This window comes from Devosia sp. GW821-FHT12F11 (assembly GCF_058806655.1).
The window spans coordinates 422,758-446,700 of the sequence record NZ_JBXAPX010000005.1; the positions used below are offsets into that span (position 1 = coordinate 422,758).

Genomic DNA, 23,943 nt, shown 5'->3' on the forward strand with positions numbered 1-23,943 from the left:
GCTTCCGGGCCCAACTCCTGGCCGGCTCGAGCTGCCCCGGGAGGGAGACCCCAACACAGCGATCTCAGTCTGTGTCTCCCTCCCCCTTTCGAGGAGGGATTAAGGGTGGGGTTCCACTGCCACCCGGCAGTGAGTTCCGCTGATCTACTCGATCGCCGTAGGCGGCGGCGGCAGTTGTGGGTCAGCGCCTTCGCCGAAGACCTGCTGGCCCTCGTTGTCCCAGATGCGGACCACCTCGCAACTGGCCAGGAAATCCTTGGCGCACTCGAGCTTGACGATGGCTTCGAGGCTCGCTTGATCCTGCTGGTCGCAGACGAACTTGTGCCAGTGCGGGCCTTCGTTGTGCTGCATGAAGATGTCGGCGACCCAGCCATGCGGATAGCACCAGAGGTTGGGCGTGCAATCCTCAGGGCCGAGACCGCTCTGCTGGACGCACTGCGCGACGGCGCAATCCATGGCATCGGCAGCGAACGGGCCGAAGCAGACGCCGAGACCGGCCTCCGGCGCCTGCGATACGGCAACACCATTGAAGGCCGGCAGCACGAAGCTGTCGACGGCTTCCTCCTGGGCGAGGACCGGGGTTGCGAGAAGGCCCAGCACGGCGGCCTCAAACATCGACATTTTCAGCATGGGATGGCCTCCGGTGGGGAAGCTGCGAGAGTGCGGTGATCCGGGTTAGGCGGTCAAGACTTGCGAGGAGAAGCGCGGTTGCGGTGGGAGAAGTATCCGCAACCGCGCCTTCGCCTGCTGGCCCCAGTGGCCCGCCGCAACTGGGTGCACACCGAAGGGTCGGAACGCACCGAGGGGCGGTGCGTCCAACCCACGAACGGGAAGGCGGGGCAGCGTCAGGAGGGTCGCGCCCCGTCTTTCCGTCGTCGTATGGCGGCCGCCGCGTGAGGGAACGCGACGGGCCGCCGGGTTGGGTCGGAGCTTGGGGTCTCCGGCCCAGAGCCGCCCGGGTCGCCGCAGGGATATCGGCGGTCGGGCGGTAGCTCAGTCATGGGACAGTTGTGGCCCATGCGTTAGAAGAGACGGAGAGCGCATTTGGGAATGCAATCGGCAGTGGCCTGCCTCAATGCAACGCGCTCTCCGCCCGGCACGTAACCTGTGGACGCAGTGATTACGTGCCAACCGCATCCAGGTGCTGATTACGCACCCAGAAACTGACGATGGCCGCCGCTTCGCGGCGGTAGGAATTGATGTCGGCGTGCCGCTCGAACACGGCGTCGGCGCCGGCAGACAGAAGCGCCTCTCGCGGCTCGCGGTCGAGCGTCGGGGCAATCGCGGCAATCAGCAGCGAATGGCCGTCACGCATGGCGCGGAGCTTCGCGATAAAGTCCAGGGTGGCACTGGACGAGGCTTTGAGATCGACGACCACGAGACCAGGAATGGTCGCGAGTTCGTTCTCCAGCAGTTGCTGAATCTCAGCAGTCGCCAGGGCTTCGCCGTTGAGCCAGCTCACGGAAGGCGCGCCATGGGCGAGCAGCATCCGGATCATCAGCCGGGCGGAATGTGAGTCGTCGTCGACCAGTGCCATAAAGGGCTGGCCGGTACCAATCGCGTCCATAATGGTTCCTTCTTGCCGCGTCGCCGCGGCAATGGCCGAAAACTCTATACGTAGTCGGTAACCCGTCGGTAGCGCCGGAGCGCCGGGGGAGCTTCGTTGCGTCCCCTCACCGCCACGAGACATGCTCGCAGCGACTGCGTCGTGCAGTGACAGGGCGGATATGATGGTTCGATGACCGTGCGCATAGGCAAAGGCATGTAACAACGCCGTAACGAGGCTTGCGATTAACATGTAAATCGCCCAGATACGGAGGGGGAGGTACTCGCGTGGGCGAACCGTTGTCGCAGACAATGCCGCCCCGAGCGGAAGTCGAGGCTGCCCTGGCACGGATCCAGGAGTGGCCCGGGCTGGCGCGTTCGCCGCAACTTGCCAAGTTTCTCAACTACATAGTCAGTGCGCGGCTCGATGGAAACGAGGCAGGGATCAAGGCCTACTCCATCGCCGTCGACGTGTTCGGGCGGCCCCAGAGCTTCGATCCGCAGAACGATCCGATCGTGCGCGTACAGGCCCGCCGGCTGCGCGCCGTGCTCGAGGAATACTATGCCGGAGAAGGGGCCTCCGAGCCTGTCATATTTTACCTGCCGGTGGGACGTTACATCCCCGAATTCCGCGCTCGGGAGGGCGAACCGGCCCCGGCGACGGCTGAATCGGTTGTAACCGGTTTCAGTCCGCCGAACCTCCCGATGGGCGCCGAGCGCTCGTGGCTGGCGCGGCTCGACGACATCGTGCTGCTGGTCGTCCTGGTGTTCGTAGCGCTCGGCATTGCCATAGTGATGACCCAGGTGCTGGCGCCGCGTCAGGTCCGCATTGCGGTGCCGCAGCCTCCCGTCGTTTCGGTCAGTGAGTTCACCTCGGTGGCGGCAGGCGCCACGCCGAGCCCCAGCGTCGCCGGGCTGGCGGTGGAGCTGGTCACCGACCTCGGGCTGTTCCCGTTCATCGACGCGGTCTACCTGCAACGCAACGGGCAGGCGGCGCGCCCGGCCACGGCGGCCAATTTCGAGCTTTCGGGAATTTCGAGGACCGAGGGCGGCGAGATGCAGATCACCGCCAGCCTGAAGCGTTCGGGAACCGACACTGCGGTCTGGAGCCTGACCGAGAAAGTGGAGGCGGCGGATTTCCCGAACAGCATCGACCGGCTGTCGCAGGCCTTTGCCGACCAGCTCGGCGCCGCCGATGGTCCGCTGTACACCGACGCGATGCAGTGGCTGGCGACCAACGCGGACCTTGGCGGCAACGAGACGGACTATATGTGCGGGCTGCTGTTCGCGCGGTATCGGGAGAGCGCCCGGCCGGATGACAACGAGCGGGCGCGGGCCTGCGTAAACGGGCTGCTGCGCATCCAGTCGGAATCGCCGTTCGGGCTGGCGATGAGCAGCACGCTGCTGCTCGATGCCGCCCGCCGAACGCAGCCGCCATCGGCGCGCGACCCCGAGCCGATCGCCCAGGCCGAACGACAGATCGAAGAGGCGCTGGCGTTGGCGCCGACCTCGAGCCCGGTTTGGCGGGAATATGCCTATTTCCTCGAGCAGGTCGGGCGGCTCGGTGAAGCCGAGGCGGCGTTCACCTCCGCGCTGCAGCTCAACCCGTCCAACGTCGATGCCTTTGCCGGATATGCGCGGCTATTGTCGCTCAGGAGCAAGTCGGAGAAGGGCGAGATGATGGCCGCCGAGGCCCTGCGCCGGGCGCCGACGCCGCCCTACTGGTATCGCGAGGCGCCGGCGGTCAACGCGCTGCGCAACGGTGACAACGCCGAAGCGCTGATCCAGGCCGAGGCGCTGGCGGTGGGTGATGCGGAGCTGGCCTCGGCCATCGCCGTCACGGCGGCGTACCGGCTCAAGTCGGAAGATGCGCTCAATCGGTCGATTGCGCAGTTGCTCGACGTGACGCGCTTCCGTCGCTTCGGTATTCTGCCGGTGCTTCGCCAGCGGCTGGGCGATCCGGAACTGCGTGCCGCGATCGGCAACGAACTGGCCGCGGCGGGCATTGATCAGGCGGCTCTCAACGGGCCGTACTGATCGATATCGTGGTGGGTAGAGTATTGAGTTGTCGCGCCTTCGAGCCGGAAAGGTCTTGCCGCTTTTCCTGAGGGCGCTCTAGTCTGGAGTTTCCATGTCTTTTCGCGCCCTGGTCACCGAGCGCCTTGCTGACGGTGAATTGCGCAGCAGTCTCAAGGAGATCACCGATCAGCAGCTGCCGGCCGGAAACGTGCTTGTGGCGATCGAGTGGGCCGGGCTGAACTACAAGGATGCGCTGTGCCTCAGCGGGCAGGGCGGGCTGGTGCGGACCTATCCGCATGTTGCCGGCATCGATTTTGCCGGTCGCGTGGTGGAAAGCGGTGACGCGCGCTACCATCCCGGCCAGGCGGTGATCCTCACCGGCTGGCGGGTGGGGGAACTCTACTGGGGCGGCTACGCGCAGCGGGCGCGGGTCAATGCCGACTGGCTGGTGCCGCTGCCGAAGCGATTTTCGACCCGCACCGCGATGATGATCGGCACGGCCGGGCTCGCGGCGATGCTGGCGGTCAACCGGCTGCAGGCCGAGGGGGTCAGGGCCGGTGAGGGCGAGGTGCTGGTCACCGGCGCCGGCGGCGGAGTCGGTAGTGTCGCCGTGCTGCTATTGAGCCGGCTCGGCTATGACGTTGCCGCGGTGACCGGGCGAGCCGAACTGGCCGAACGCCTGACCAAGCTCGGCGCCCGCCGGATCGTCTCGCGCGATGAGGTACTGAAGCCGACCGGCAAGGTGCTCGACAAGGAACAATGGTCGGGCGCCATCGACTCGGTCGGCGGGCCGATGCTCGGCGAAGTGCTCAAGAAGATCCGTTATGGTGGGGCGGTGGCGGCGATCGGCAATGCCGGCGGCCGCGGCTGGGATGCCAGCGTCATACCGTTCATCCTGCGCAACATTTCGCTCTGCGGCATCGACACGGTGATGCAGCCCTTCGAAGCGCGGCGTTCGGCGTGGGACCGGCTGACGACCCTGTTCGTGCCGGCGGCGTTCGAGCCGATGCTGACCGAGGCGCGGCTCGAAGATCTGCCCGGGCTGGCGGCCCTGATGCTGGAGGGGAAGATTGCCGGGCGGGTGGTGGTGAATCCGCGCGATCCGCCGACTTGAGGCTGGTGCAGGATGCACGGAGGAGGCCGGCTCGTCCCTTCTCCTCCTGAGAGGAGCCGGACGAGGGCATAGCCCTCGCCGGGAGGTGGCGCGAAGCGCCGGTTGAGGGGTGAAGCGGTGCAACGAGCGCTCGCTGAGGAGCTGAACCCCTCACCCTAGTTCCGCTACGGACCTGACGGTCCTAGGTCCACCACCCTTTCCCCTGAGGGGAGAGGGGCTCAGTGCACAGCCGTCTTCGAGAACAGGTTGATGACGATCACCCCGGCCATGATCAGGCCCATGCCGAGCAGCGCCGGCAGGTCGAGCAGCTGTTTGTAGATCAGCCAGCCGGCGAGCGAGATCAGGACGATGCCGACGCCCGACCAGATGGCGTAGGCGATGCCGACCGGCATGCTGCGCAAGGTCAGCGACAGGAAGTAGAAGGCGACGACATAGCCGACGATGGAGATCAGCGACGGCCAGAGCTGGGTGAAACCGTCAGCGGCGCGCAGCGCCGTGGTGGCAATGACTTCGGCGACGATGGCAACCGCCAGATAGGCGTAGGCGATCACGCCCCGGCCCCAAAATACTGACCGGCGAGCCGCACGAAGGCGGCGCCGCGTTCCTCGAAATTCTTGAACACCTTGCCCGCGGTTTCGAGCTGGCCATAGCTCGGAGCACCGGGCGAGAGGATCACCGTCTCGAACTTCGACTGCCGTCCGGCCAGCGCCTTGACCGCATCCTCGAGCGTCCCGGCTTCGATTACCTCGATCTCGGGCGCGGCTGCATAGGTGAGGGTAGCGAGGCGGTCGCCGGTCACCGGCAGGCAGACCAGCACGGTGACGCCCCGAGGCGCGAGGAGCTGCGAGAGCTCGGAGTAATCCTGGTGGCGCTCGTGGCCGCCGGCGATCAGCGCGATGCGGCTGCCTTCATAGGCGGCGAGTGCCGCCTTGGTGGCTTCCGGCGTGGTCGAGATCGAATCGTTGACGAAGGTGATGTCGCCGACCTGATGCTCTTCGAGCCGGTGCGGCAGCGGGGTGAATTTGGCGATGCCACGGACCACGCCTTCGAGGTCGGCGCCGGCCTTCATGGCAATGGCGGTGGCGAGCAGGGCGTTGTTCAGGTTGTGCTCGCCCTTGAGGCGGGAGCGGGTGGCGGCGCCGGCGATGCGGTCGTGGATGAACGGCGCCAGCGGCGGGATCAGCCGTTTCGGGTCGCGCAGCGCTTCCATCACCAGCGGATTGCCCAGCGCCCCGACGCCCAGCGCCACCGGGAAAGGCGCGTCACGGTCGATCAGGTTGAGCTTGTCCTGGTAGTAGCGCTCGACGCTGCGGTGCCAGTCGGTGTGCTCGGGCGAGAGGTTGGTGATCGCCGCGATATCGGGGGTGAACGCCATGTCAGCGGTCTGGTAGCTCGAAAGCTCGAACACCACGATCGGGTGCTTGTCGGCGATTTCCAGTGGCGCGAGGCCGACATTGCCGGCGAGCCCGGCATCGAGGCCGGATTCAACCAGCATCAGGTGCACCAGGGTGGCGGTGGTGGATTTGCCCTTGGTGCCGGAGATGGCAATGACCTTGCGCCCGTCGCGATAGGCCTCGCCCCAGAGGTTGAGGTTGGAGGTGACGGCGATGCCGGCTTCGCGCGCCATGGCAAACACCGGGCGGTAGCGCGACACGCCGGGGCTCTTGACGATGGTCGCAAACAGCCGCGCTTCGATGGCCTGTGTCAGGTCGGCGGGGGCGATGAAGGTTGCGTCCTCGATATCGGCTTCGCCGCTGTCGACGGTGACGTACACCTTGGTGTGCGGCGAGCGGGCCCGGATGAAGGCGCGGGTGGAGCGGGCCTCGCGGCCGGCGCCGTAGAGCAGCACGGGTTCGTCAAAGCGCATGCGGGGCGACTCGCTCGAAGATGTCCTTCGGGATGAGGTGTTCTGGGCTATCGATCATGAGTTCGGCAAGTGCGTCTTCGAGGCGCTGGCTGCCATATTGAGTCAACAGGTCGGGCTTGAGCATTGAAACGATTGGCTCATCTGCCCATTCCGGCAGCTTGGTCAGCGCCCAGAGGCAGGCGGCGGCCTCTTCGATTTCGCCAACGCATTCCCAGGGCTTCTGTCCGGCGAGGCCGGTGAGCTCGCGGAACGAGCGCTCGTGGCTGGGCTGGCTCAGGAGGTTCTGGCCGAAGATGCCGACCAGCCGGTGCTTGTCCATGATCGGCGCGAAGATCAGGAACACGAAGTGGCACTTGGGGCACTTGCCGCACCAGAGCGGGCCGTCGTGGCCGGCGAGCTTGAAGTTCTCGTTGCAGCTCGAAAACACATGGTCGAAGCGGCTCACCCGGGCGAACAGCGCGGCGATCTTCGCCTCGGAGTAGGGGCGCAGCAGCGAGAAATAGCTGAGGCTGCCGCCAGTGGCGTGCTCGAGCACTCTCGCGATCAGGTTCTCGAAATCGATCGACTTGGAATGCTGGTGGTTGGCCTCGCGGCCATCGAACTCGACATTGCCCTCGCTGGCCGAGCGCTCGTTGGAGAGAACGATCCGGTTGTAGGAAAACAGCAGAGCGGTAAGCGCCGCGATCATCGAGTTGATGGCGGTCGAGGGCACGTGGCCGTTGTAATAGCCGGGCTCCTTGCCGAGCCGGATCATCTCGGGGTCGAGTTTTCGCGCCACATAGAGCGGGGTGCGGCCGACCTTGTCGACGCTGCCGATGATCGGACCCTTGGGGTTGACGGCGAAGGGGGTGAAATCCAGCTCCGCGGCCTCGAACAGCTGCACGCTGACCAGCGAGTCCTTGCCGCCGCCGATCGGCAGCAGGGCGCGGTCGCGCAGCGTGGGGGCGGCGGGGGCAGGGCCGTGATCCTCGGGATCGTCGATCTCGATCTCGCCGAAGCGCTTCAGGTTGTTGCGGGCGTAGAACTCGCCGAGGCCGTTCTCGTAGACATCGAGGGCGAAATCGTGCTCGCGCACCGTCAGCGGGAACGGCACGACGATGCGATAGGGCGCGCGCAGCTTGAAGTAGCTGACGCCGAGGACGACCGCGGTCAGCTGCAGCAGTTTCAGGAAAGCCGGCGTCGCCGCCACACTGGCATTGCTGCCAGAGGGAAAAGTCAGGATTTCGGAAAAGCTCAGCTCGCCCAGCGTATAGCGGAAGGCCGCCACACCCGTCACGGCGTCGAAGGCGGGCTGCTCGATGGTGAAGGCTTCGGTCACGCTCAATAGATCCTGAGGCTCAGTCTCAGCACAATATCGGTCGAAAGGCGCTGAAAGCCAAACTCGCGCAAGGTGCACTGCCAGGCGGTGCCGAGGCGCTGGATCGAGAACAGGTTGTAGCGGGCCGGATCGTGCCCGCCGGTATCGCCCTGTGCGGCGCCGGCCGCCGCGACGCCAACCACCGGCACATCGCCGCGCGGGCCGGGGATGGCATAGATCGAGGATTGGTGGGTGTGCCCGTGCAGCACCAGCTCGGCGCCGTGCTCGGCAATGACGCGGCGAAAGGACTTGGCGCCGTAGAGCCCGAGGCGCGGATGCGCCTGTTCCTGGTTCGGCGGATGGTGGATCAGCACGACGCGGAAATAGCCGCCATCGCCGAGCAGCTTCAGGCAGCGGGCGAGGCGCGCCGCCTGGTCTTGTTCGAAGCGGCCGGCGGCGATCCAGGGGGCGGTGGGCACGGCGCTGTTGCACGAGACCACGGCGACGTCGCCGACGCGGCGGACGAACGGAAAGGCATTGTCGTCGACCGTCTCGCCCATGACGTAGCCGTCCCAGCGATCCATCGCCTTCTGCAACTGGCCCTTGAGATAGGCATCGTGATTGCCGGGCGAGATGCAGACCTGCTCGGGCGGGCCGAGGGTCTCGAGCCAGTTATGGGCGGTGTTGATCTCGGCATCGAGCGCCAGGTTCACCAGGTCGCCGGTGACGACGGTGAAATCCGGGTTCTGCTCGCGCATGTGGCGCACCAGCTTGGTCAGCCCGTCGCCGGCCATGGTGTGCTCGCGCTTGATCTTCCAGTTGAGGAAACCAGTGATCCGCTTGTTCATCAGGTCGCGCGCCCGGACGGGCGGCAGCGGGGCCAGGTGAACGTCGGACAGATGGGCGAGCGTGATCATTGCCCGGCGTAATGCCATGCGGCGCGTGGCAAGAAAATGCCCTAAATGGCTCCGGCGCCAATTGAACGTCAACGAGAGCATCCCCATGAGCCCAACCACCAGCAGAACCATGAGCCGCTGGCAGCGCGTCAGAACCTCGGCACACCTGTTCATCGTCGGGGTGCGCCGGCGCATGGTGCTGGGCACCAGGGCGGTGCTGCTCGATGGCGACCGGGTGCTGCTGCTCCGGCACACCTACATGCCGGGTTGGCACTTTCCTGGCGGCGGCGTCGAACCGGGCGAAACCGCCGAGCAGGCGGCGCGCCGGGAAGCCGAAGAGGAAACCGGCCTCAGGGTCGGGGGCTCGATGCGGCTGCTCGGGCTCTATCTGCAGAAACACGAGGCGACCAACCGCGACCACGTGGCGGTCTATGTCGGGCGCAACTTCCGCGAAGTGAAGCCGTTCCGGCCAAACAGCGAGATCGCCGAGATCGGCTGGTTCGAAATGGATGCTCTGCCCGAGGGGGTAAACCCCGGCACCGCCCGGCGCATCGCCGAGATTGCCTCGGGAACGGAGGATCTGTCGGGGCTGTGGTAGGGGGCTGCCGGTTCCAGACGAACCGGGGCAGGGCGCCCAAAGCCAACCCACCCGCGGTGCCACACCCCGAACAGAGGGGTAGGACGTGTTCAGCGCTCGGGCAGTCCGAGCTCTACCAGAACGGACATCACCCCCGCGGAGGCCTCCAGGAAAGCCGGGCTGACGTTGCGCGCCGGCGGCTCGACGTTGGCTGCGGTCGAGCCAGGCCGCAACAGCATGCCTGCCGCGAACGCTGCCCTGGCGTCGGCGGTGCGGCCGAGACGCTGGTAGGCGGCGGCGAGCATCAGGTGCGTGCGGCCGGAGGCGGGCGTGACGGCGATCGAGCGCTCAAGCCAAGCCACCGCTTCGGCGTCCCGGCCGAGTAGCACGTTGACCCAGCCGATGCCCAGCAGCCAGGTCCAGCGCGATACTGTCGGTGTGTCGTAGCGATACGCTTCTTCAAAGCTGGCGAGCGCATCCTCGAAGCGTCCGAGAAACACCTGCGCGAGGCCGGCCTGATAGAGAGCCGAGCCATTCCACGGGTCGAAGCTGGTGGCTCGGGCGCAGGCGATCAGGCTTTCGACGAACTCGTTGGTGGCCGCGAGGAACCGGCACTGCGCTTCGAGTACGGCAATGGAGCGCGGGCGCAGCGCTACGGCGCGCTTGAGCATCGCCTCACCGTTCGCCCGCGCCGCGGCGGCTTCGGCTTCGTCGTACCAGACCATCTGGATGCCCCGGGTCTGCAGCCCCGCCAGCGCCACCTGCAGGTCGACATTATCGGGCGCCGCGGCGAGGGCGGTCTTCAGCATCAGCTGCGCCACACCGAAGCGCTCGCGCGAAGTCTGGTTGATCGAGGCCGAGGCCTGTTCGATGGCAACTCGCACGCCCGGCGGCGGCTCGGCTGCGCCGACGCTGCCGCCCTCGAGCAGATCATTCAGCCAGCGGGCGAGGCGGTCGCCAGCGCCGGCGGCCAGGCGGATCTCCTGCAACTCGGGCTCGAGCGCAGCATCGACGCTGGCAGTGGCGACGGACTCGACCACGCCGGTCGCAGTGCGGACGGCACGGAGCTTCAGCGTCCAGGAGTTGGCAGTCCTGAGCAGTTCGCCGCGCAGCTCGAACTGGGCGGGAGTGCCGGCGCCGGGCGCCAGCACCTGCAGGTTGTCGATGCGGGCGAGGCCGTCGACCAACTCATCGGTCACCGCTGCCGCCAATGCGCCGCCGTCGCCGGCGGCGCTGGCATCGACGATCGGCACCACGGCAATGGTCGGGGGTTGCATCGCTATCAGGGTCGCCAGGGCAAATCCCCCGATGCCGATGACGGCAGCGACGGCCGCGATCAGCGCAAGGCGGCCGCGCGACAGCCGGCTGCGCGCGATGGGCTGAAGCGTCGGCGTTGAGCCTTGCTCTGCCGAGGGCACGAACAGGTAGCCGCGACCGGAGACCAGCTTGATGATCTGGCGCTGCTCGTCGCCGAGCGCGGCGCGGATCTCGCGTATGCACTGGAACAGTCCGTCCTCGCCGACATGGACGTTCGGCCAGACCGCTTCCATCAGTTCCTGCTTGCTCAGCACCCGGCCGGGGTTGGCGGCGAACAGGCGAAGCATTTCGAAGGTCTTGGGACGCAGCCTTGTGGGCGCACCGTCGGGACCGCGCAGCTCAGCGCGTTCGTCATCCAGCTCAAATCCGGCAAACCGGGTCGTCGCCATGCCCCAAACTCCCGGCGCACTCGATGCCTTGCCGGTCTCGAGATTTCAAGCACGGTGGGCAAAAGAGATGAATTTCAGAAAAATTTCAGAATGCCACGCGGGCGGTTTCAGGACTCGACCGCCCCGCAATGAGATGAAGGGACGCGGCCTCGCGACAGGGGCAGGGGGCGATTCATGGTCAATCAGTCAGTGAGCACCGGAATGGCGCGCGCTTCGTTTGCGTGGCTTGGCCACACCATCGAGGCGACCGAGGCCTTCGAAGAGACCGGCAATGGCGCCCGTGCAGCGCTGTCGGGCGAGGCCGACGTGGCCAATCAATCCTTCGCCACGCTGGGTCTGCGTGGCGCGTATCAATTCGCGGTGGGCCAGGGTGGTCTTGCGACATTCAGCGGTGGCATCGGCTGGCGTCGTGGTTTTGGTGAGGCGCCCACCGCGCATCTTGGGTTCAACGGCGGCTCGCCATTCGTTATCGCAGCCCCCCCGCCGCCGCGGACTCGTTACTGCTCGAGGCGGGGTTCGACCTCGACCTGGCCGAGGGGCTGGATGTTTCCGTGAGCTATACCGGCGATCTCACGGTCGACGGCCAGTCGCATGCTCTGAGGGCCGGGCTGGGCGGGCAGGTCTGAGGCTAGTTGCTGCCGATGCCCTCGACGACGAGGCGGATGATGCGGCGGATATCCGCCTCGCTGAACCTGCCGGTGGCGAGTGCAGTGAGCATGGCCTGCCCGTAAATGCCGAGCAGGACGAGCGCCATGAAGTCCGGATCCTCGTCTGGGCGGATGACGCCCTGCTGCTGGCCGAGCACGAGTATGTCGCGGACGAGGCGCTGGAACGAGGGACGATCGGGCGGCGGCGCCACCGACGGGCGCTCGGCGGGGCTCAGCGCCAGCCGCGCCAGCGAAGGGTTGGCAAGGCACCAGCCAGCGCTGTCGAGGAACACGGCGACCAGCAGCGGCAGCACGTCCTCATGGGCGGCGATGCGGGCCCGGTAGCCGGCGTCGGCCGCTTCGACGCGGGCGATCAGCGTCAGGGCGATCTCATCCTTGGAGCTGAACAGGTTGTAGAGCGTCTTGCGGGTGAGGCCGGCCCGCACGGCGATCTCCTCCATCGAGGTGTTGGCAAAGCCCAGCGCGCGAAACGCCTGGTCGGCGGCTTCGAGGATCAGGGCACGGGAGCGGTCGGTTCGCTTCGGGGTTGTCATAAGTACACAGTAGTGTAATTTTATACGGGTGTGAAGATGCGGGACTATGAGATGTGGGAAGCTTTCGGTCCGGAAATCTGGATTGTCGATGGGCCGGTAGTGACCGCCGCGGCCGGCTTTCACTATCCCACCCGCATGACCATCATCCGGCTCGGCGGCGGCGACCTGGTGATCTGGTCGCCGGTCGCGCTGACGGCACAACTGCGCGGTGAAGTGGAGGTGCTGGGCAATATCCGTTACCTCGTCGCGCCCAACTCGCTGCATGACAGCTTCATTGCCGACTGGCATCGCGCCTTTCCGGTGGCCCAGGTGCTGGCGGCGCCGGGGCTGAGGGAGAAACGGGCAGACCTCAAGTTTGGCGCCGATCTCGGCAATGCGCCGGTGCCTGGCTGGACCGGCGAGATCGAGGTCGTGCTGGTGCGCGGCAACCGGATCACCACCGAGGCGGTGGCCTTCCACCGGCCGAGCGGTACCGTGATCTTCACTGACCTCCTGCAACAGTTCCCGCCCGGCTGGTTCAAGGGCTGGCGGGCGCTGGTGGCGCGGCTCGACCTGATGCTGGCGGACGAGCCCTCGGTGCCGCGGAAGTTCCGCGTTGCCTTCACCGACAAGCGCGCCGCCCGGGCGGCGCTGCGCCACATCCTCGCCTGGCGCGCCGACAAGGTGATCATGGCGCACGGCACACCAGTCACCAGGGGCGGTCATGCCCTCCTCAAGCGGGCCTTCGCCTGGCTGGTGAAGTGGTGAGCACAGGGCCCTGAACTGATCCTCGAATGGTCCATTCAGCGCCAAACCAGGGACACAAATCCGATCCTAAATAACGGCTGAACCGGTAGCGCCTACAAGGCGTTGCGACGCGGGCGGGCAAAATCGGAGGAGGCGGTCTTGAAATTTGACTGCAGGTCCATAATTTTGCGTGGACGCGTTGGCCGACACGATGCTAATGCGCTTTTCAGACGTCAGGAGGCGTCCAGGATGGAGAAGGCTTTTCAGGTGACCCGACGACCGTAATCGGTCGGCAGCCGGCTTAAGTGGGCCGGCACGTTTGTCCTCGTCTTGTTTGTTCCTGGACCAGTCACATGATCGCGCCTTCCGTCTCCGTCGCTGCTGAAGCAGCGCCTCCGCAACTTGGCCTGCCCACCATTCGCTTCGCTACTCCTGCCGACGACCAGTTCGTCGAGGACCTGCAGGCGCTTGCGTTCGGCCCGGGCCGCTTTGCCCGTACGGCGTTCCGGGTGCGCGAGCGCTTCCCGATCGACACGACGCTCAGCCTCATCGCCGAGGTGAACGGGCAATCCTGCGGTTCGGTGTGGATGACCCCGATCAGCGTCGGCGGCATTGACGGCTATATGCTTGGCCCGCTGGCGACGCACCCGGATTTCAGGAAGCGCGGCGCCGGCAAGCTGCTCGCCAAGGAAGTCACCCGCATCGCGCTCGAGCGTGGCAAGGGCAGCTTCGTGCTGCTGGTCGGTGACCGCGACTATTATTGCCCGCTCGGCTGGGTGCCGACGCAACTGGGCGCCATCGAGTTCCCCGGGCCGGTTGATCCGAGCCGGGTGCTGGTCTACTCCAACGACCCCACGATGGCCGTGCGGCTCGCGGGCCCGATCAAGGCGTTCGGCGCCGGCAAGCGCTCTTAGCAGCTCTTGCCTGCCGGCCGATCCGCCATCACTTTCAGGCGGATCATGCAGGCGGTTATGGACGACGACATCATCGACAGAATCAGCGGTCGGCTGCTGCGCGAACCGGAAGCGTTCGACGCAGCGGCCGACATGCTGCCCGATTGGGTGCCCGATACACCGCCCGGCCGCCCGCCGGTGCCGGCGGCGGTGCTGATCGCGCTGGTCAGGCGCCCCGAGGGGCTGTCGATCCTCTATACCGAGCGCTCGCCCGAATTGCGCTCCCATTCGGGGCAGATCGCTTTTCCAGGCGGCAAGGTGGATCCGACCGACAAGGACGCGGCCGATGCGGCGCTGCGCGAGGCCTGGGAAGAGGTGCAGCTCGACCGCAGCGAAGCGAGGGTCTTGGGCTTCATGCCGCTTTACTACACCGGCACCAACTACCTGATCACCCCGGTCGTGGCGGTGGTGGAGCCGACCCGGCCCTTCATTCCTAACCCGGGCGAGGTGCGCTCGGTGTTCGAGGTGCCGCTCGACTATCTGATGACGCCCGGCAGCTATTCGACCTTCCACATCAAACGGGGCGGCCGCGAGCACTCGACCTGGCAAATCGAGCATAGCGGGCTTGTCATCTGGGGCATAACAGCGAACCTTACGCGACGTTTCCACGATCTGGCCCTGAGCCCTGAAGGGGATTGGAGCCCAGAGCAGGATCTGAGCCCGGAGGGCGGTTGAACAAGCTGGGGGACATCGACGAACGCCTCAAGCGCGCCGACTGGCTGATGCGGCCGGAAACGCAGCGCATGCTGGCATTGCTCGATGGCGCCGAGGGCCGGACCCGGGTGGTGGGCGGCATCGTGCGCGATACGCTGCTGGAGCTGCCGCGCGCGAATTCCGACATCGACATGGCCACTGAGCTCAGGCCCGAGGAGGTGATCCTCAGGGCCGAGCGGGCGCGGCTCTCAGCCTATCCGACCGGCATCGAGCACGGCACGGTGACGCTGCGGCTCGATCGGCTCACTGCCGAAGTGACGACACTGCGCGAAGATGTCGAGACCGACGGACGGCACGCCGTGGTGCGCTTCGGCACCGATTGGCGGCAGGATGCGCTGAGACGCGATTTCACCCTCAATGCGCTCTATGCCGGCATGGACGGCACGCTGTTCGATCCGCTGCACGGGGTGGAGGATTGCCTCGCCCGCAAGGTGCGGTTCATCGGCAAGCCGGCCGAGCGGATCGCCGAGGACCGGTTGCGGGTCTATCGCTTTTTCCGCTTCTCGGCGAGCCATGCCGGCGAGCAGTTCGACCAGGAGGGGCTTGCCGCCTGTGCCGCGGCGGCGGGGACGTTGGGACGGCTGGCGGCGGAGCGGGTCGGCGCCGAGATGCGCCGGATGCTGGCGCTGCCGCGCATCGCCAATACCCTGAGGGCGATGCGGGAGGCCGAGGTCCTACCGCTGCCCGAGGCGATGACCAGGCTGCTGCACGGTTATGAGCGGCGGGCGCGGAAGCCGGAATATGCGGCGCGACTGGCGATCCTGATGTCGGAGATCGGCGCTGAGCGGTTGCAGGCGATGTGGCGGCTGTCGAACGACGACATCGGCACTGCCGAAGCGATCCTTTCGGCGGCGCGGCTGATCGCCGAATTCAAGCTGAACGAAGCAGCCTATCGGCATCCCGGCGCACTGGCGGACGGCATCGACGTTGCGGCAACGCTGTCGAACTGGGGCGATGCCGGCAAGCTCGCCGTGGTCGAACAGCTGCAGCGGCTCGACGTGCCGCATTTCCCGATCCGCGGCAACGACCTCATCAGCCTCGGCATGCCGCCCGGGCGAGAACTGGGCGTAGAGCTCGAGCGGCTCGAACGGGCCTGGATTGCAAGCGGTTTTGCGCTCGACCGTGCGGCGCTGCTGGCAATGGTGGGGCGCTAGTAGGCAGTCGGGAATCCCTCCCCCGCAAGCGGGAGAGGGGGGCGCCGACTACAGGCTTAATGCACCGCCTCACCCTTTTCGTGCACGCGGGCCTTTATCTCGTCGACCATGTTGGGACGGATCAGCTCTTCGCCATGCGCGCTGCGCAGGTGCTCGGCGGCGCGGCGGACGATTTCCGCGGTGTCTTCGGCCTGGGTGTGCCAGGTGCAGCCGGGAACCAGGGTGCCACATTCGAACGATTTCATGATCTTGCTCCATCGTTGGTGGCAGGACATGAGGCGCCAGGAATGCGGCAAGGGCGGGGCCGCCGCTTCGGCGAGGATACACGCTCAATTGCATTCAAAGATTCATGAAACAGCTACGAATGTGCGGCGTAGATGATGGCAGCCAGCCATGATTAGCGCCGACGATGGGCAAAGTGCCGCAAAGATCAGAGCCCGGGGACCGAGGTACGGTCGTGTTCGTGTGCGACCCCCATTGGGAAGGGCATGGCAAGGCCATGGCGGGACAGCTTGGGGCGCCGGTACATCTGCTGGCGGACCTGACCCTTGGTGATCTGGCGGATGCGGAGCAGGTGGTCGTCGATGTCGACCTGCGCGACATGAACTCGGTCGGCCGGCTGAAGCATGCGCTCGACCGGGTGCCGGCGATCAAGGCCCGGACCTTCCTTATCGATGCCGGCGGCAGCGAGCGGCTGCTGCGGGTGCAGGCCAACGCGCTGGGGGCGACCCGCCACATGGTGCGGAAGTTCGCGCTGGCTGAACTGCGTCGCGAGTATTCAGTGACCGGACGGGCCGGCCGCACCCCGGCGGCAGACGCGGCATTGCGGGCCGAACCCGGCGGCGTGTCGATCGCCGAGGCCGAACGTTCGCTCGAAGTGCTGTTCGAGGGGATGCTCAACGACGCGCCGATGTCCATGGCAGGCGTGTCGCAGGCGGCGGCAGGCGTCCTGGCCAGCGTCAAGGCGGTTGGCGCCGATGCCTGGCTCGCCTCGGTGCGCAAGCACCACGAGGGTACCTTCCAGCATTGCCTGCTGGTCACCGGCGTTGCCGCGGGGTTCGCCAAGGGGGCAAAGCTCGGCGGTGGGCAGGCGTCGGCGCTGATGAATGCGGCGCTGCTGCACGATGTCGGCAAGGCGGTGATCCCGCGCCATATCCTCGACAAGCCGGGCAAGCTCACCGCGGAAGAGTTCGAGGCGGTGAAACTCCATCCCGGCGCCGGGTTCGACTATCTGAGCAAGCAGGGCGACGTGTCGCCGCTGGTGCTCGATGCGGTGCGGCACCACCACGAGGCGCTCGACGGCAGCGGCTATCCGGACCAATTGCGCGGGGCTGAGATCGGGCCGCTGACGCGCATCCTCACCGTGTGCGATATCTTCGCAGCGCTGATCGAGACCCGTCCCTACAAGCAGACGCGGACGCCGCAAGAGGCGATCGGTATGCTGGTGGACATGAGCATCAGCAGTAAGGTCGACTATGCAGCGGTGCGGATGCTCGGCGGCAGTTTCGGGATACCGCTGCCGACGCAGTTCGGCGACGTGGTGCGCGGCTTCACCGTCACCCGGCCATACGGCTGATCAATCATCGTCGAACACGCCGAGCGGGGTGAGGCCACGGATGGCGGTGCCGTCCTCGGTGCGGATCACTTCGCGCGGTACGATGCCGCTTTGTTCGGCAATGGCGTCGGCGAGCGGCTGCGAATGGGTGACCACCCAGATCTGGGCGCGCTCGGCAGCCTTGACGATGGTGCGGGCCAGCGCCGGCAAGAGGCTCGGATGGAGGCTTGCTTCGGGCTCGTTGAGCGCGATGAATGGCGGCAGCCGGTAAGAGAGCAGGGCGCCCATCAGGGCGAGGAACTGCAGCGTGCCGTCCGAGAGTTCGTGCGCCCAGAAGGTGCGCTTGGGCGTTTCGGGGAAGATCATGCCGAAGCGCGCGAACTCTTCGGGCGGTGGCACGACCAGTTCCGCGCCGGGGAAGGCGGCGCCGATCGTCGCATCGAGGTCGATGGTCTCGCCTCGGACATGGCGCAGGGTGGCCAGCACTGATGCGAGGTTCCCGCCGCTGGACGCCAGCATCGGCGAAGTGATGGCGCGCGACGGCCGCCGCAGCGCCGAGTCGGGATCGGTGCGGAAGCCGTGGAAGAAGCGCCAGTTGCTCAACTCCTGTCGCACCACGGCGATCTCCGGGTAGCCGCCGCGTACGGTCGACAGCGCCGTCTCGCTGGCCAGCGCCCGCTCGTCGATCAGCTCGCGCTGACCGCCCGCCGCCCGGGCAAATATCGCGTTGTTCTTCCGCTCGAGCAGGGCGACGGGGCGCTTGCCCTGTCGGAGCTCGACGGTCTCTTGCTTGATCTGGGCTTCGGTTGGAAAGGCGGCGGAATCGGGGGTGGGGAAACCAAGCTCGATCCGGTAGGTCGGAAGAAACTCGTCGAGCTCCAGCCGAGCCTCCAGCGTCAGGCGGTTACCACCCTCGTGGGCGCGATACCCGTCCGTGCGGTACATCGGATCGAAGCTGCCATCGGCGGAGAGGTTCCTGCCGCCGGCCCAGAAGATCGAGCCAAGGCCGCCTTCGCGGGCGATTTCGTCGGCCAGCGTGCCCTTGGCGGCAGCGTGCAGCAGCTCCAGCGAGCGATAGAGGTTGGTCTTGCCGACGCCGTTGCCGCCGGTGAGGACGGTGAGCTGACGCAATGGCAGGCGGAGCCTGCGGACCGAGCGAAAACCCTTGATCTCGACATCGGTCAGCGTCATCGGCCGGTTTTACTCCTCAGAGGTCGCAGAGGTTTAGCCCGACTGGCAGACAGATAGAAGCGGCCCGCCACCTTACTCGGCGGGCCGTTTGGTAGTTTCCGGCGGCCTAAGCTTCGGCAAGGTTGGTAAGGCGGAGAGCCCTCTTGCTTCCGGGCTACGGCCAGCGCACTTCCGGCGGCATGGAGGAGAGAATCGAGGTGACGTTGCCGCCGGTCTTCAGCCCGAACGTGGTGCCGCGGTCGTAGAGCAGGTTGAACTCGACATAGCGGCCGCGGCGGATCAGCTGCTCGTTGCGGTCGGCTTCCGTCCACGGTGTCTCGAAGTTGCGGCGAACCAGGGCTGGGTAGACGCGGTCGAAGGCCCGGCCGACATCCTGGGTGAAGGCGAAGTCGGCGTCCCAGTTCCCGGAATTGTGCTGGTCATAGAAGATGCCGCCGATGCCGCGCGGCTCCTTGCGGTGGGGCAGGTAGAAATACTCGTCGCACCACTTCTTGTACGCCGCATAGTCGACGCCGTGCGCTTCGCAGGCGGCCCGGTAGGCGGCGTGGAAATCGATGCTGTCGGGGTCGTCCTGGGTGCGCCGGCGATCCAGCACCGGGGTCAGGTCGCCGCCGCCGCCGAACCACCATTTGCCGGTGACGATCATGCGGGTGTTCATGTGCGCGGCGGGAACATGCGGGTTCCAGGGGTGGATGATCACCGAAACGCCGGCGCTCCAGAACTCGGCGCCCGCCTCGGTATGCGGCATCTGGCGGGCGAATTCCTCGGAGAAGTGGCCGTGGACGGTGGAGATATGGACCCCTGCCTTCTCGAACACCCGGCCGTGCAGCAGGCCCATCTCGCCGCCGCCACCCGCTTCGCGGCTCCAGGGCTCGATCTCGAACTTGCCGGCAGGCCGGTCCGCGTGCGGCCCCTTCACCTCGGCTTCAACAGCCTCGAGGCTGGCGCAGAGCTGGTCGCGGAAACTCCTGAACCAGGCCGTGGCCACTTGCTTTCTTGATTCAATATCGGCGGGTAATGTCATGAGAGAGCTGCAAAACCGTTGGTCTGTCGCAGCGCCTCCCCTAGCACGAGGCTGCCGGCCACGGCCACGTTGAGCGAGCGCATATCTTGTCGCATGGGGATGCGGACCTTGAGGTCGGCGTCGGCTGCCACCGCATCGGGCACCCCGGCCGACTCGCGGCCGAGCAGCAGGACATCGTCGGGCCGGTAGCTTGCGGCATAGGCCGAGCCGCTGGCCTTGGTGGTGAGCAGCGCCAACCGGCGGCCTTCGGCGCGGCGCCAGGCATCGAAATGGGCGTAGCTGTCATGCTCGGTGAACAGCGCGTGCTCGAGGTAATCCAGCGCGCCGCGCCGGATCGAGCGCGGCGAGAACTGAAAGCCCGTCGGATGGATGACGTGCACCATGACACCGAGGCAGGCGCCGAGGCGGAGCAGGGTGCCGGTGTTCTGCGCGATATCGGGTTGGTAGAGGGCCAGATCGATCATCGGGTTTTCTGCATCAGAATTCTTGAGCAAGTTGGTTAGGTTTTAGGCGGTTGCTATAGTGTCGCATCGGGGGAAAGTCACCCTGACTCCGGCTGGACAAGCCCCATTCATAGTGTCAAAAGAACGCCCAAATCACGCGCTGTTGAGGGCGGGGGTTGGCTCTGGCTATGTGGCCGCATGCCAACGGGCACCGAGGCGCTGATCAAGACACAACAGACGGAAGCTTACCTTGGCGACGCAATCCAATCTGGCACATCAGGACGCCCCTAAACCGGGTCGGCGCGATTTCCTCTACATCGCGGCAGGCGCCGTGGGCGCGGTGGGCGTTGCCGGGGTGACCTGGCCGCTGATCAACCAGCTCAATCCCGATGCGTCCGTGCTGGCGCTGGCCAGCATCGAGTTCGACCTTTCCGGCATCGAAGAGGGCCAGTCGGTCACCATCAAATGGCGTGGCCTGCCGGTGTTCGTGCGTCACCGCACCGCCGAAGAGATTGCCGAGGCCAAGGCCGTCCCGATGTCGGACCTCAAGGATCCGGCGACCGACGAACAGCGCACCAAGCCGGGCCACGAGCAGTGGCTGATCATGATCGCCAACTGCACCCACCTCGGCTGCATTCCGGTGGGCGATTCCGGTGACTATAACGGCTGGGCCTGCCCCTGCCACGGCTCGCAGTTCGACACTGCCGGCCGTATCCGCAAGGGCCCCGCGCCGACCAACCTGGTGCTGCCGCCCTATGAATTCATTTCCGACACGCTCGTGAAGATCGGTTAAGGGGACGCGTCAGAATGGCTCACGAATCCAGCTACGTCCCCGGTAACGTCGTCGAGAAATGGATCGACGATCGCCTGCCGATCATCCGGTGGTCCAAAGAACACCTGATGGACTACCCCACGCCGAAGAACCTCAACTACTGGTGGACCTTCGGCGCCATCCTCGCGTTCATGCTCGGCGTGCAGATCGTCACCGGCATCATCCTCGCGATGCACTACACCCCGCATGTCAGCCTCGCCTTCGACTCGGTTGAGCACATCCGCCGCGACGTGAATGGCGGCCGCATCATCCAGGCCGTGCATGCCACGGGCGCCTCGATGTTCTTCGCGGCGGTCTATATCCACATGTTCCGCGGCCTCTATTTCGGCTCGTACAAGGCGCCGCGCGAGATCCTCTGGATCCTCGGCGTGCTGCTGTTCGTCCTGATGGTGACCACCGCCTTCATGGGCTACGTGCTGCCGTGGGGCCAGATGAGCTTCTGGGCCGCGACCGTGATCACCAATATCCTGGGCGCCATCCCGGTGCTCGGCACCCCGATCCTCGAGCTGCTGCGCGGCGGTTTCGCCGTCGACAACGCGACGCTCAACCGCTTCTTCTCGCTGCACTACCTGCTGCCGTTCATCATCGCGGCGGTGGTGGCGCTCCACATCTGGGCGCTGCACGTGCCGGGCAACAACAACCCGATCGGCGTGGAAGTGAAGTCGAGCCGCGAGACGGTGCCGTTCCACCCCTACTACACGATGAAGGACCTGTTCGCGATCATCGTGTTCTGCATCCCGTTCGCCTGGTTCGTGTTCTTTGCGCCCGATATCCTCGGCCACCCCGACAACTACATCATGGCGAACAGCCAGGTGACGCCGGCCCATATCGTGCCCGAATGGTACTTCCTGCCGTTCTACGCGATCCTGCGCGCCATCGACTTCAACATCCTGTTCATCGATAGCAAGCTGGGCGGCGTGATCTTCTTCGCCGGCGCGATCCTGGTGCTGTTCTTCGTGCCGTGGCTCGATACGTCGAAGGTCCGCTCGGGCACCTTCCGCCCGATCTTCAAGTGGTTCTACTGGCTGTTCGTGGCGAACTTCGTGTTCCTGACCTGGCTCGGTTCGGCGCCGGCCGAGGGCATCTACGTGCTGCTCTCCAAGATCGCCACCGCCTACTACTTCATCTACTTCATCATCGTGCTTCCGCTGCTCGGACGCTTTGAGACGCCGCGGCCCCTGCCGACGTCGATCACTGAGTCCGTGCTGGCCAAGCACAAGGCGCCGGCGGCCGCTCAGCCTGCCGCTGCGTCGACGTCGCACTGACCCGGGGCCCAACGCCAATGATCAAGACCAAAAGCATTATCGGCGCCCTGCTGGTGAGCATCCTGTTCGCCGCGGCCCCGGCCGCGGCGCAGGAGGGGCACGCCACTCCGGAGATCAAAAAGGAAGCCTGGAGCTTCGCGGGTCCGTTCGGTACCTACGATCGCAACCAGTTGCAGCGCGGCTTCCAAGTGTTCAAGGAAGTCTGCTCGAGCTGTCACTCGGCGCGCCTGTTGGCGTTCCGTAACCTAGGCGAGCCGGGTGGTCCCGAGTTCACCGAGGGTCAGGTGAAGGCGCTGGCGGCCGAATACGAGATCAACGATCCCGACGCCGAGGGTGGCAAGCGCCCGGGCATCGCGGCCGATCGCTGGCCGTCGCCGTTCGCCAATGACCAGGAAGCCCGCGACGCCAATGGCGGTGCGCTGCCGCCGGACTTCTCGGTGCTGGCCAAGGCCCGCGGAACGACGCAGCCGTTCCCGTGGTGGATCCTCAACTACTTCACGGCCTACTCGGAAGGCGGCCCGGATTATATCCACGCGCTGCTCAACGGCTATGTCGACCCGCCGCCGCACGGCGCCGAGGTGCCGGAAGGCAAGCATTACAACACCTACTTCCCGGGCCACGCGCTCGGCATGGCGCCGCCGCTCAGCGATGGGCTCATCACCTACGAGGAAGGCGAGACCGGCAGCGTGCCGCTGACCGTCGACCAGTACTCGCGCGACGTCGCCGCGTACATGATGTGGATGGCCGAGCCGCACCTCGTGGCGCGCAAGGAGGCCGGCTTCCAGGTGATCGCGTTCCTGCTGGTGTTCGCCGGGCTGATGTACCTGGTCAAGCGCAAGCTCTGGTCGCGCGTCGAGCACTAAGCCGACACTACCGTGAACAACTCAAAGGGCCCCGTGGGGCCCTTTGTCGTTTCTGCGCCCCTTGCGATCCGGGGCGGCATCGTCGATATTCGCGGGCGAAGCAGTTCCTGGCGAAAGCATCCGGAGGCCCACATGTCGATCATTCGCGGCGCCATCACGGCGGCAGCCCTGGCCCGGACCGTGATCGCCCATCCGATGGTGCGTGCCGGCATCGCAGCTGCGCCGTTGCTGCTGACGCCCAAGGTCAAAGCCGCCGCCAAGGATGCGACGCTCAACACCGCCTACAAGGCCGGCCAGCTGGCGCGGAAGATCGTCGACGCCACCAAGCGCTGACCGGCGCCAGCCCCCTCCACCGTTTCCCAACAGCCGAAGCACACTCATGCTCGACCTCAAGTCGCTCGTCCGCTCGATCCCTGACTACCCCAAGAAGGGCATCCTGTTCCGTGACATCACCACGCTGATCGAGGATCCCGCTGGGTTCCGTGAGAGCGTCGATCGACTGGCCGGGCTGCATCGCGACCTGGGGATCACCCACGTCGCGGGGATCGAGGCGCGCGGCTTCATTTTCGGCGCCGGCGTCGCCATTGCGCTCGGCGTCGGGTTCATCCCGGTGCGGAAGAAGGGCAAGCTCCCCGGCGAAACCATTGGCCAGAACTACGCGCTCGAATACGGCGTCGATACCATCGAGATCCACGCCGATGTGATCGGCGAGGGCGACAAGGTGCTGCTGGTCGACGACCTGATCGCCACCGGCGGTACGGCGGTGGCAGCAGTATCGCTGCTGCGGAGGACGGGAGCGGACGTATCGCATTCGGGCTTCGTCATCGACCTGTTCGACCTGGGCGGCGCGGACAAGCTCAGGGCAAACGGCGTCAAGGTCGAGGCGTTGATCCCGTTCGAGGGGCACTAGACATATCGACCTGACGTCGTGCCCTCCAGGACCCCCTCTCTTGCAAAATCTAAGGCTTAGCCAAACGGCTAAACCTAAGATTTTGCTTTCT

26 protein-coding genes are annotated in these 23,943 nt (G+C 66.1%); 14 read left to right on the forward strand and 12 right to left on the reverse strand.

Annotated elements, in window-relative coordinates; all coding sequences use genetic code 11:
* Positions 1-144 precede the first annotated feature (144 nt).
* Positions 145-630, reverse strand: coding sequence for a hypothetical protein (locus tag AC1ROK_RS17500; RefSeq protein ID WP_492849197.1), 486 nt, complete (start codon positions 628-630; stop codon positions 145-147).
* A 490-nt stretch (positions 631-1,120) separates the two neighbouring features.
* The gene (locus AC1ROK_RS17505; RefSeq protein WP_492849199.1) at positions 1,121-1,567 is read right to left on the reverse strand and encodes a hypothetical protein; all 447 of its coding nucleotides are present in this window, start codon (positions 1,565-1,567) and stop codon (positions 1,121-1,123) included.
* A gap of 266 nt (positions 1,568-1,833) precedes the next feature.
* Between AC1ROK_RS17505 and AC1ROK_RS17510 the strand changes: the two genes are divergently transcribed.
* Both AC1ROK_RS17510 and AC1ROK_RS17515 read left to right on the forward strand, forming a co-directional pair.
* Positions 1,834-3,582 carry a tetratricopeptide repeat protein gene (locus tag AC1ROK_RS17510; RefSeq protein ID WP_492849201.1) on the forward strand — a complete coding sequence of 583 codons (1,749 nt, stop codon included), beginning with the start codon at positions 1,834-1,836 and terminating at the stop codon, positions 3,580-3,582.
* 94 nt (positions 3,583-3,676) lie between these two features.
* Complete coding sequence (locus AC1ROK_RS17515) at positions 3,677-4,678, forward strand: acrylyl-CoA reductase family protein (RefSeq protein WP_492849203.1); 1,002 nt, start codon at positions 3,677-3,679, stop codon at positions 4,676-4,678.
* A 218-nt stretch (positions 4,679-4,896) separates the two neighbouring features.
* On the opposite strand, the gene AC1ROK_RS17520 is transcribed toward AC1ROK_RS17515, so the two are convergent.
* The 4 genes from AC1ROK_RS17520 to AC1ROK_RS17535 are packed head-to-tail and all read right to left on the reverse strand — an operon-like array spanning position 4,897 to position 8,759.
* Positions 4,897-5,229: an SMR family transporter gene (locus AC1ROK_RS17520; RefSeq protein WP_492849205.1), complete on the reverse strand. Its 333-nt coding sequence runs from the start codon at positions 5,227-5,229 to the stop codon at positions 4,897-4,899.
* Positions 5,226-6,545: a Mur ligase family protein gene (locus tag AC1ROK_RS17525; RefSeq protein WP_492849207.1), complete on the reverse strand. Its 1,320-nt coding sequence runs from the start codon at positions 6,543-6,545 to the stop codon at positions 5,226-5,228. The genes AC1ROK_RS17520 and AC1ROK_RS17525 overlap by 4 nt, the downstream gene beginning before the upstream one ends.
* Positions 6,535-7,863, reverse strand: coding sequence for a MurL-like N-terminal domain-containing (locus tag AC1ROK_RS17530; protein WP_492849209.1), 1,329 nt, complete (start codon positions 7,861-7,863; stop codon positions 6,535-6,537). The genes AC1ROK_RS17525 and AC1ROK_RS17530 overlap by 11 nt, the downstream gene beginning before the upstream one ends.
* Positions 7,864-7,865: 2 nt before the next feature.
* Entirely contained in the window at positions 7,866-8,759 is an 894-nt protein-coding gene (locus AC1ROK_RS17535) for a metallophosphoesterase family protein (protein WP_492849211.1), read from the reverse strand.
* Between the two features lie 85 nt (positions 8,760-8,844).
* Here AC1ROK_RS17535 and AC1ROK_RS17540 point away from each other — a divergent pair, with 85 nt between their 5' ends.
* Complete coding sequence (locus tag AC1ROK_RS17540) at positions 8,845-9,336, forward strand: NUDIX domain-containing protein (RefSeq protein WP_492849213.1); 492 nt, start codon at positions 8,845-8,847, stop codon at positions 9,334-9,336.
* An 89-nt stretch (positions 9,337-9,425) separates the two neighbouring features.
* Here the strand turns inward: AC1ROK_RS17540 and AC1ROK_RS17545 are convergent, their stop codons facing one another.
* Positions 9,426-11,021: a winged helix-turn-helix domain-containing protein gene (locus AC1ROK_RS17545; RefSeq protein WP_492849215.1), complete on the reverse strand. Its 1,596-nt coding sequence runs from the start codon at positions 11,019-11,021 to the stop codon at positions 9,426-9,428.
* Between the two features lie 174 nt (positions 11,022-11,195).
* On the opposite strand from AC1ROK_RS17545, the gene AC1ROK_RS17550 reads away from it, so the two are divergent.
* Positions 11,196-11,576, forward strand: coding sequence for an autotransporter domain-containing protein (locus AC1ROK_RS17550; RefSeq protein WP_492849217.1), 381 nt, complete (start codon positions 11,196-11,198; stop codon positions 11,574-11,576).
* Positions 11,577-11,649: 73 nt separating this feature from the next.
* Here the strand turns inward: AC1ROK_RS17550 and AC1ROK_RS17555 are convergent, their stop codons facing one another.
* Positions 11,650-12,222: a TetR/AcrR family transcriptional regulator gene (locus AC1ROK_RS17555; protein ID WP_492849219.1), complete on the reverse strand. Its 573-nt coding sequence runs from the start codon at positions 12,220-12,222 to the stop codon at positions 11,650-11,652.
* Between the two features lie 36 nt (positions 12,223-12,258).
* Here AC1ROK_RS17555 and AC1ROK_RS17560 point away from each other — a divergent pair, with 36 nt between their 5' ends.
* The 4 genes from AC1ROK_RS17560 to AC1ROK_RS17575 all read left to right on the forward strand — a co-directional run bounded on the left by AC1ROK_RS17560 (position 12,259) and on the right by AC1ROK_RS17575 (position 15,769).
* Complete coding sequence (locus AC1ROK_RS17560) at positions 12,259-12,969, forward strand: DUF4336 domain-containing protein (RefSeq protein ID WP_492849221.1); 711 nt, start codon at positions 12,259-12,261, stop codon at positions 12,967-12,969.
* A 332-nt stretch (positions 12,970-13,301) separates the two neighbouring features.
* Entirely contained in the window at positions 13,302-13,862 is a 561-nt protein-coding gene (locus tag AC1ROK_RS17565; RefSeq protein ID WP_492849223.1) for a GNAT family N-acetyltransferase, read from the forward strand.
* A gap of 57 nt (positions 13,863-13,919) precedes the next feature.
* Complete coding sequence (locus AC1ROK_RS17570) at positions 13,920-14,576, forward strand: CoA pyrophosphatase (RefSeq protein ID WP_492849225.1); 657 nt, start codon at positions 13,920-13,922, stop codon at positions 14,574-14,576.
* Complete coding sequence (locus AC1ROK_RS17575; RefSeq protein WP_492849227.1) at positions 14,573-15,769, forward strand: CCA tRNA nucleotidyltransferase; 1,197 nt, start codon at positions 14,573-14,575, stop codon at positions 15,767-15,769. Before AC1ROK_RS17570 ends, AC1ROK_RS17575 begins: the two co-directional genes overlap by 4 nt.
* A 56-nt stretch (positions 15,770-15,825) precedes the next feature.
* Here AC1ROK_RS17575 and AC1ROK_RS17580 read toward each other — a convergent pair whose 3' ends face one another.
* The gene (locus AC1ROK_RS17580; protein WP_055880795.1) at positions 15,826-16,014 is read right to left on the reverse strand and encodes a DUF1059 domain-containing protein; all 189 of its coding nucleotides are present in this window, start codon (positions 16,012-16,014) and stop codon (positions 15,826-15,828) included.
* Positions 16,015-16,268: 254 nt separating this feature from the next.
* Between AC1ROK_RS17580 and AC1ROK_RS17585 the strand changes: the two genes are divergently transcribed.
* A complete protein-coding gene (locus AC1ROK_RS17585) occupies positions 16,269-17,345 on the forward strand; it encodes an HD-GYP domain-containing protein (RefSeq protein WP_492849229.1) in 1,077 nt (358 codons plus the stop codon).
* On the opposite strand, the gene AC1ROK_RS17590 is transcribed toward AC1ROK_RS17585, so the two are convergent.
* The 3 genes from AC1ROK_RS17590 to AC1ROK_RS17600 all read right to left on the reverse strand — a co-directional run bounded on the left by AC1ROK_RS17590 (position 17,346) and on the right by AC1ROK_RS17600 (position 20,003).
* Positions 17,346-18,515, reverse strand: coding sequence for an AAA family ATPase (locus AC1ROK_RS17590; protein WP_492849231.1), 1,170 nt, complete (start codon positions 18,513-18,515; stop codon positions 17,346-17,348).
* 154 nt (positions 18,516-18,669) lie between these two features.
* Positions 18,670-19,539: an oxygen-dependent coproporphyrinogen oxidase gene (gene hemF, locus AC1ROK_RS17595; RefSeq protein WP_492849233.1), complete on the reverse strand. Its 870-nt coding sequence runs from the start codon at positions 19,537-19,539 to the stop codon at positions 18,670-18,672.
* On the reverse strand, positions 19,536-20,003 hold the full coding sequence (locus tag AC1ROK_RS17600) for a tRNA (cytidine(34)-2'-O)-methyltransferase (protein ID WP_492849235.1): 468 nt from the start codon (positions 20,001-20,003) through the stop codon (positions 19,536-19,538). The genes hemF and AC1ROK_RS17600 overlap by 4 nt, the downstream gene beginning before the upstream one ends.
* Positions 20,004-20,250: 247 nt before the next feature.
* On the opposite strand from AC1ROK_RS17600, the gene petA reads away from it, so the two are divergent.
* From petA to AC1ROK_RS17625, 5 genes are all read left to right on the forward strand, one after another.
* On the forward strand, positions 20,251-20,775 hold the full coding sequence (gene petA / locus AC1ROK_RS17605) for a ubiquinol-cytochrome c reductase iron-sulfur subunit (protein ID WP_492849264.1): 525 nt from the start codon (positions 20,251-20,253) through the stop codon (positions 20,773-20,775).
* Positions 20,776-20,789: 14 nt separating this feature from the next.
* Entirely contained in the window at positions 20,790-22,079 is a 1,290-nt protein-coding gene (locus AC1ROK_RS17610) for a cytochrome b (protein ID WP_492849237.1), read from the forward strand.
* 17 nt (positions 22,080-22,096) lie between these two features.
* On the forward strand, positions 22,097-22,942 hold the full coding sequence (locus AC1ROK_RS17615) for a cytochrome c1 (protein ID WP_492849239.1): 846 nt from the start codon (positions 22,097-22,099) through the stop codon (positions 22,940-22,942).
* A 132-nt stretch (positions 22,943-23,074) separates the two neighbouring features.
* Positions 23,075-23,275, forward strand: a complete 201-nt coding sequence (locus AC1ROK_RS17620) for a hypothetical protein (RefSeq protein WP_492849241.1) — start codon at positions 23,075-23,077, stop codon at positions 23,273-23,275.
* Positions 23,276-23,321: 46 nt separating this feature from the next.
* The gene (locus AC1ROK_RS17625) at positions 23,322-23,852 is read left to right on the forward strand and encodes an adenine phosphoribosyltransferase (RefSeq protein WP_492849243.1); all 531 of its coding nucleotides are present in this window, start codon (positions 23,322-23,324) and stop codon (positions 23,850-23,852) included.
* Positions 23,853-23,943 lie beyond the last annotated feature (91 nt).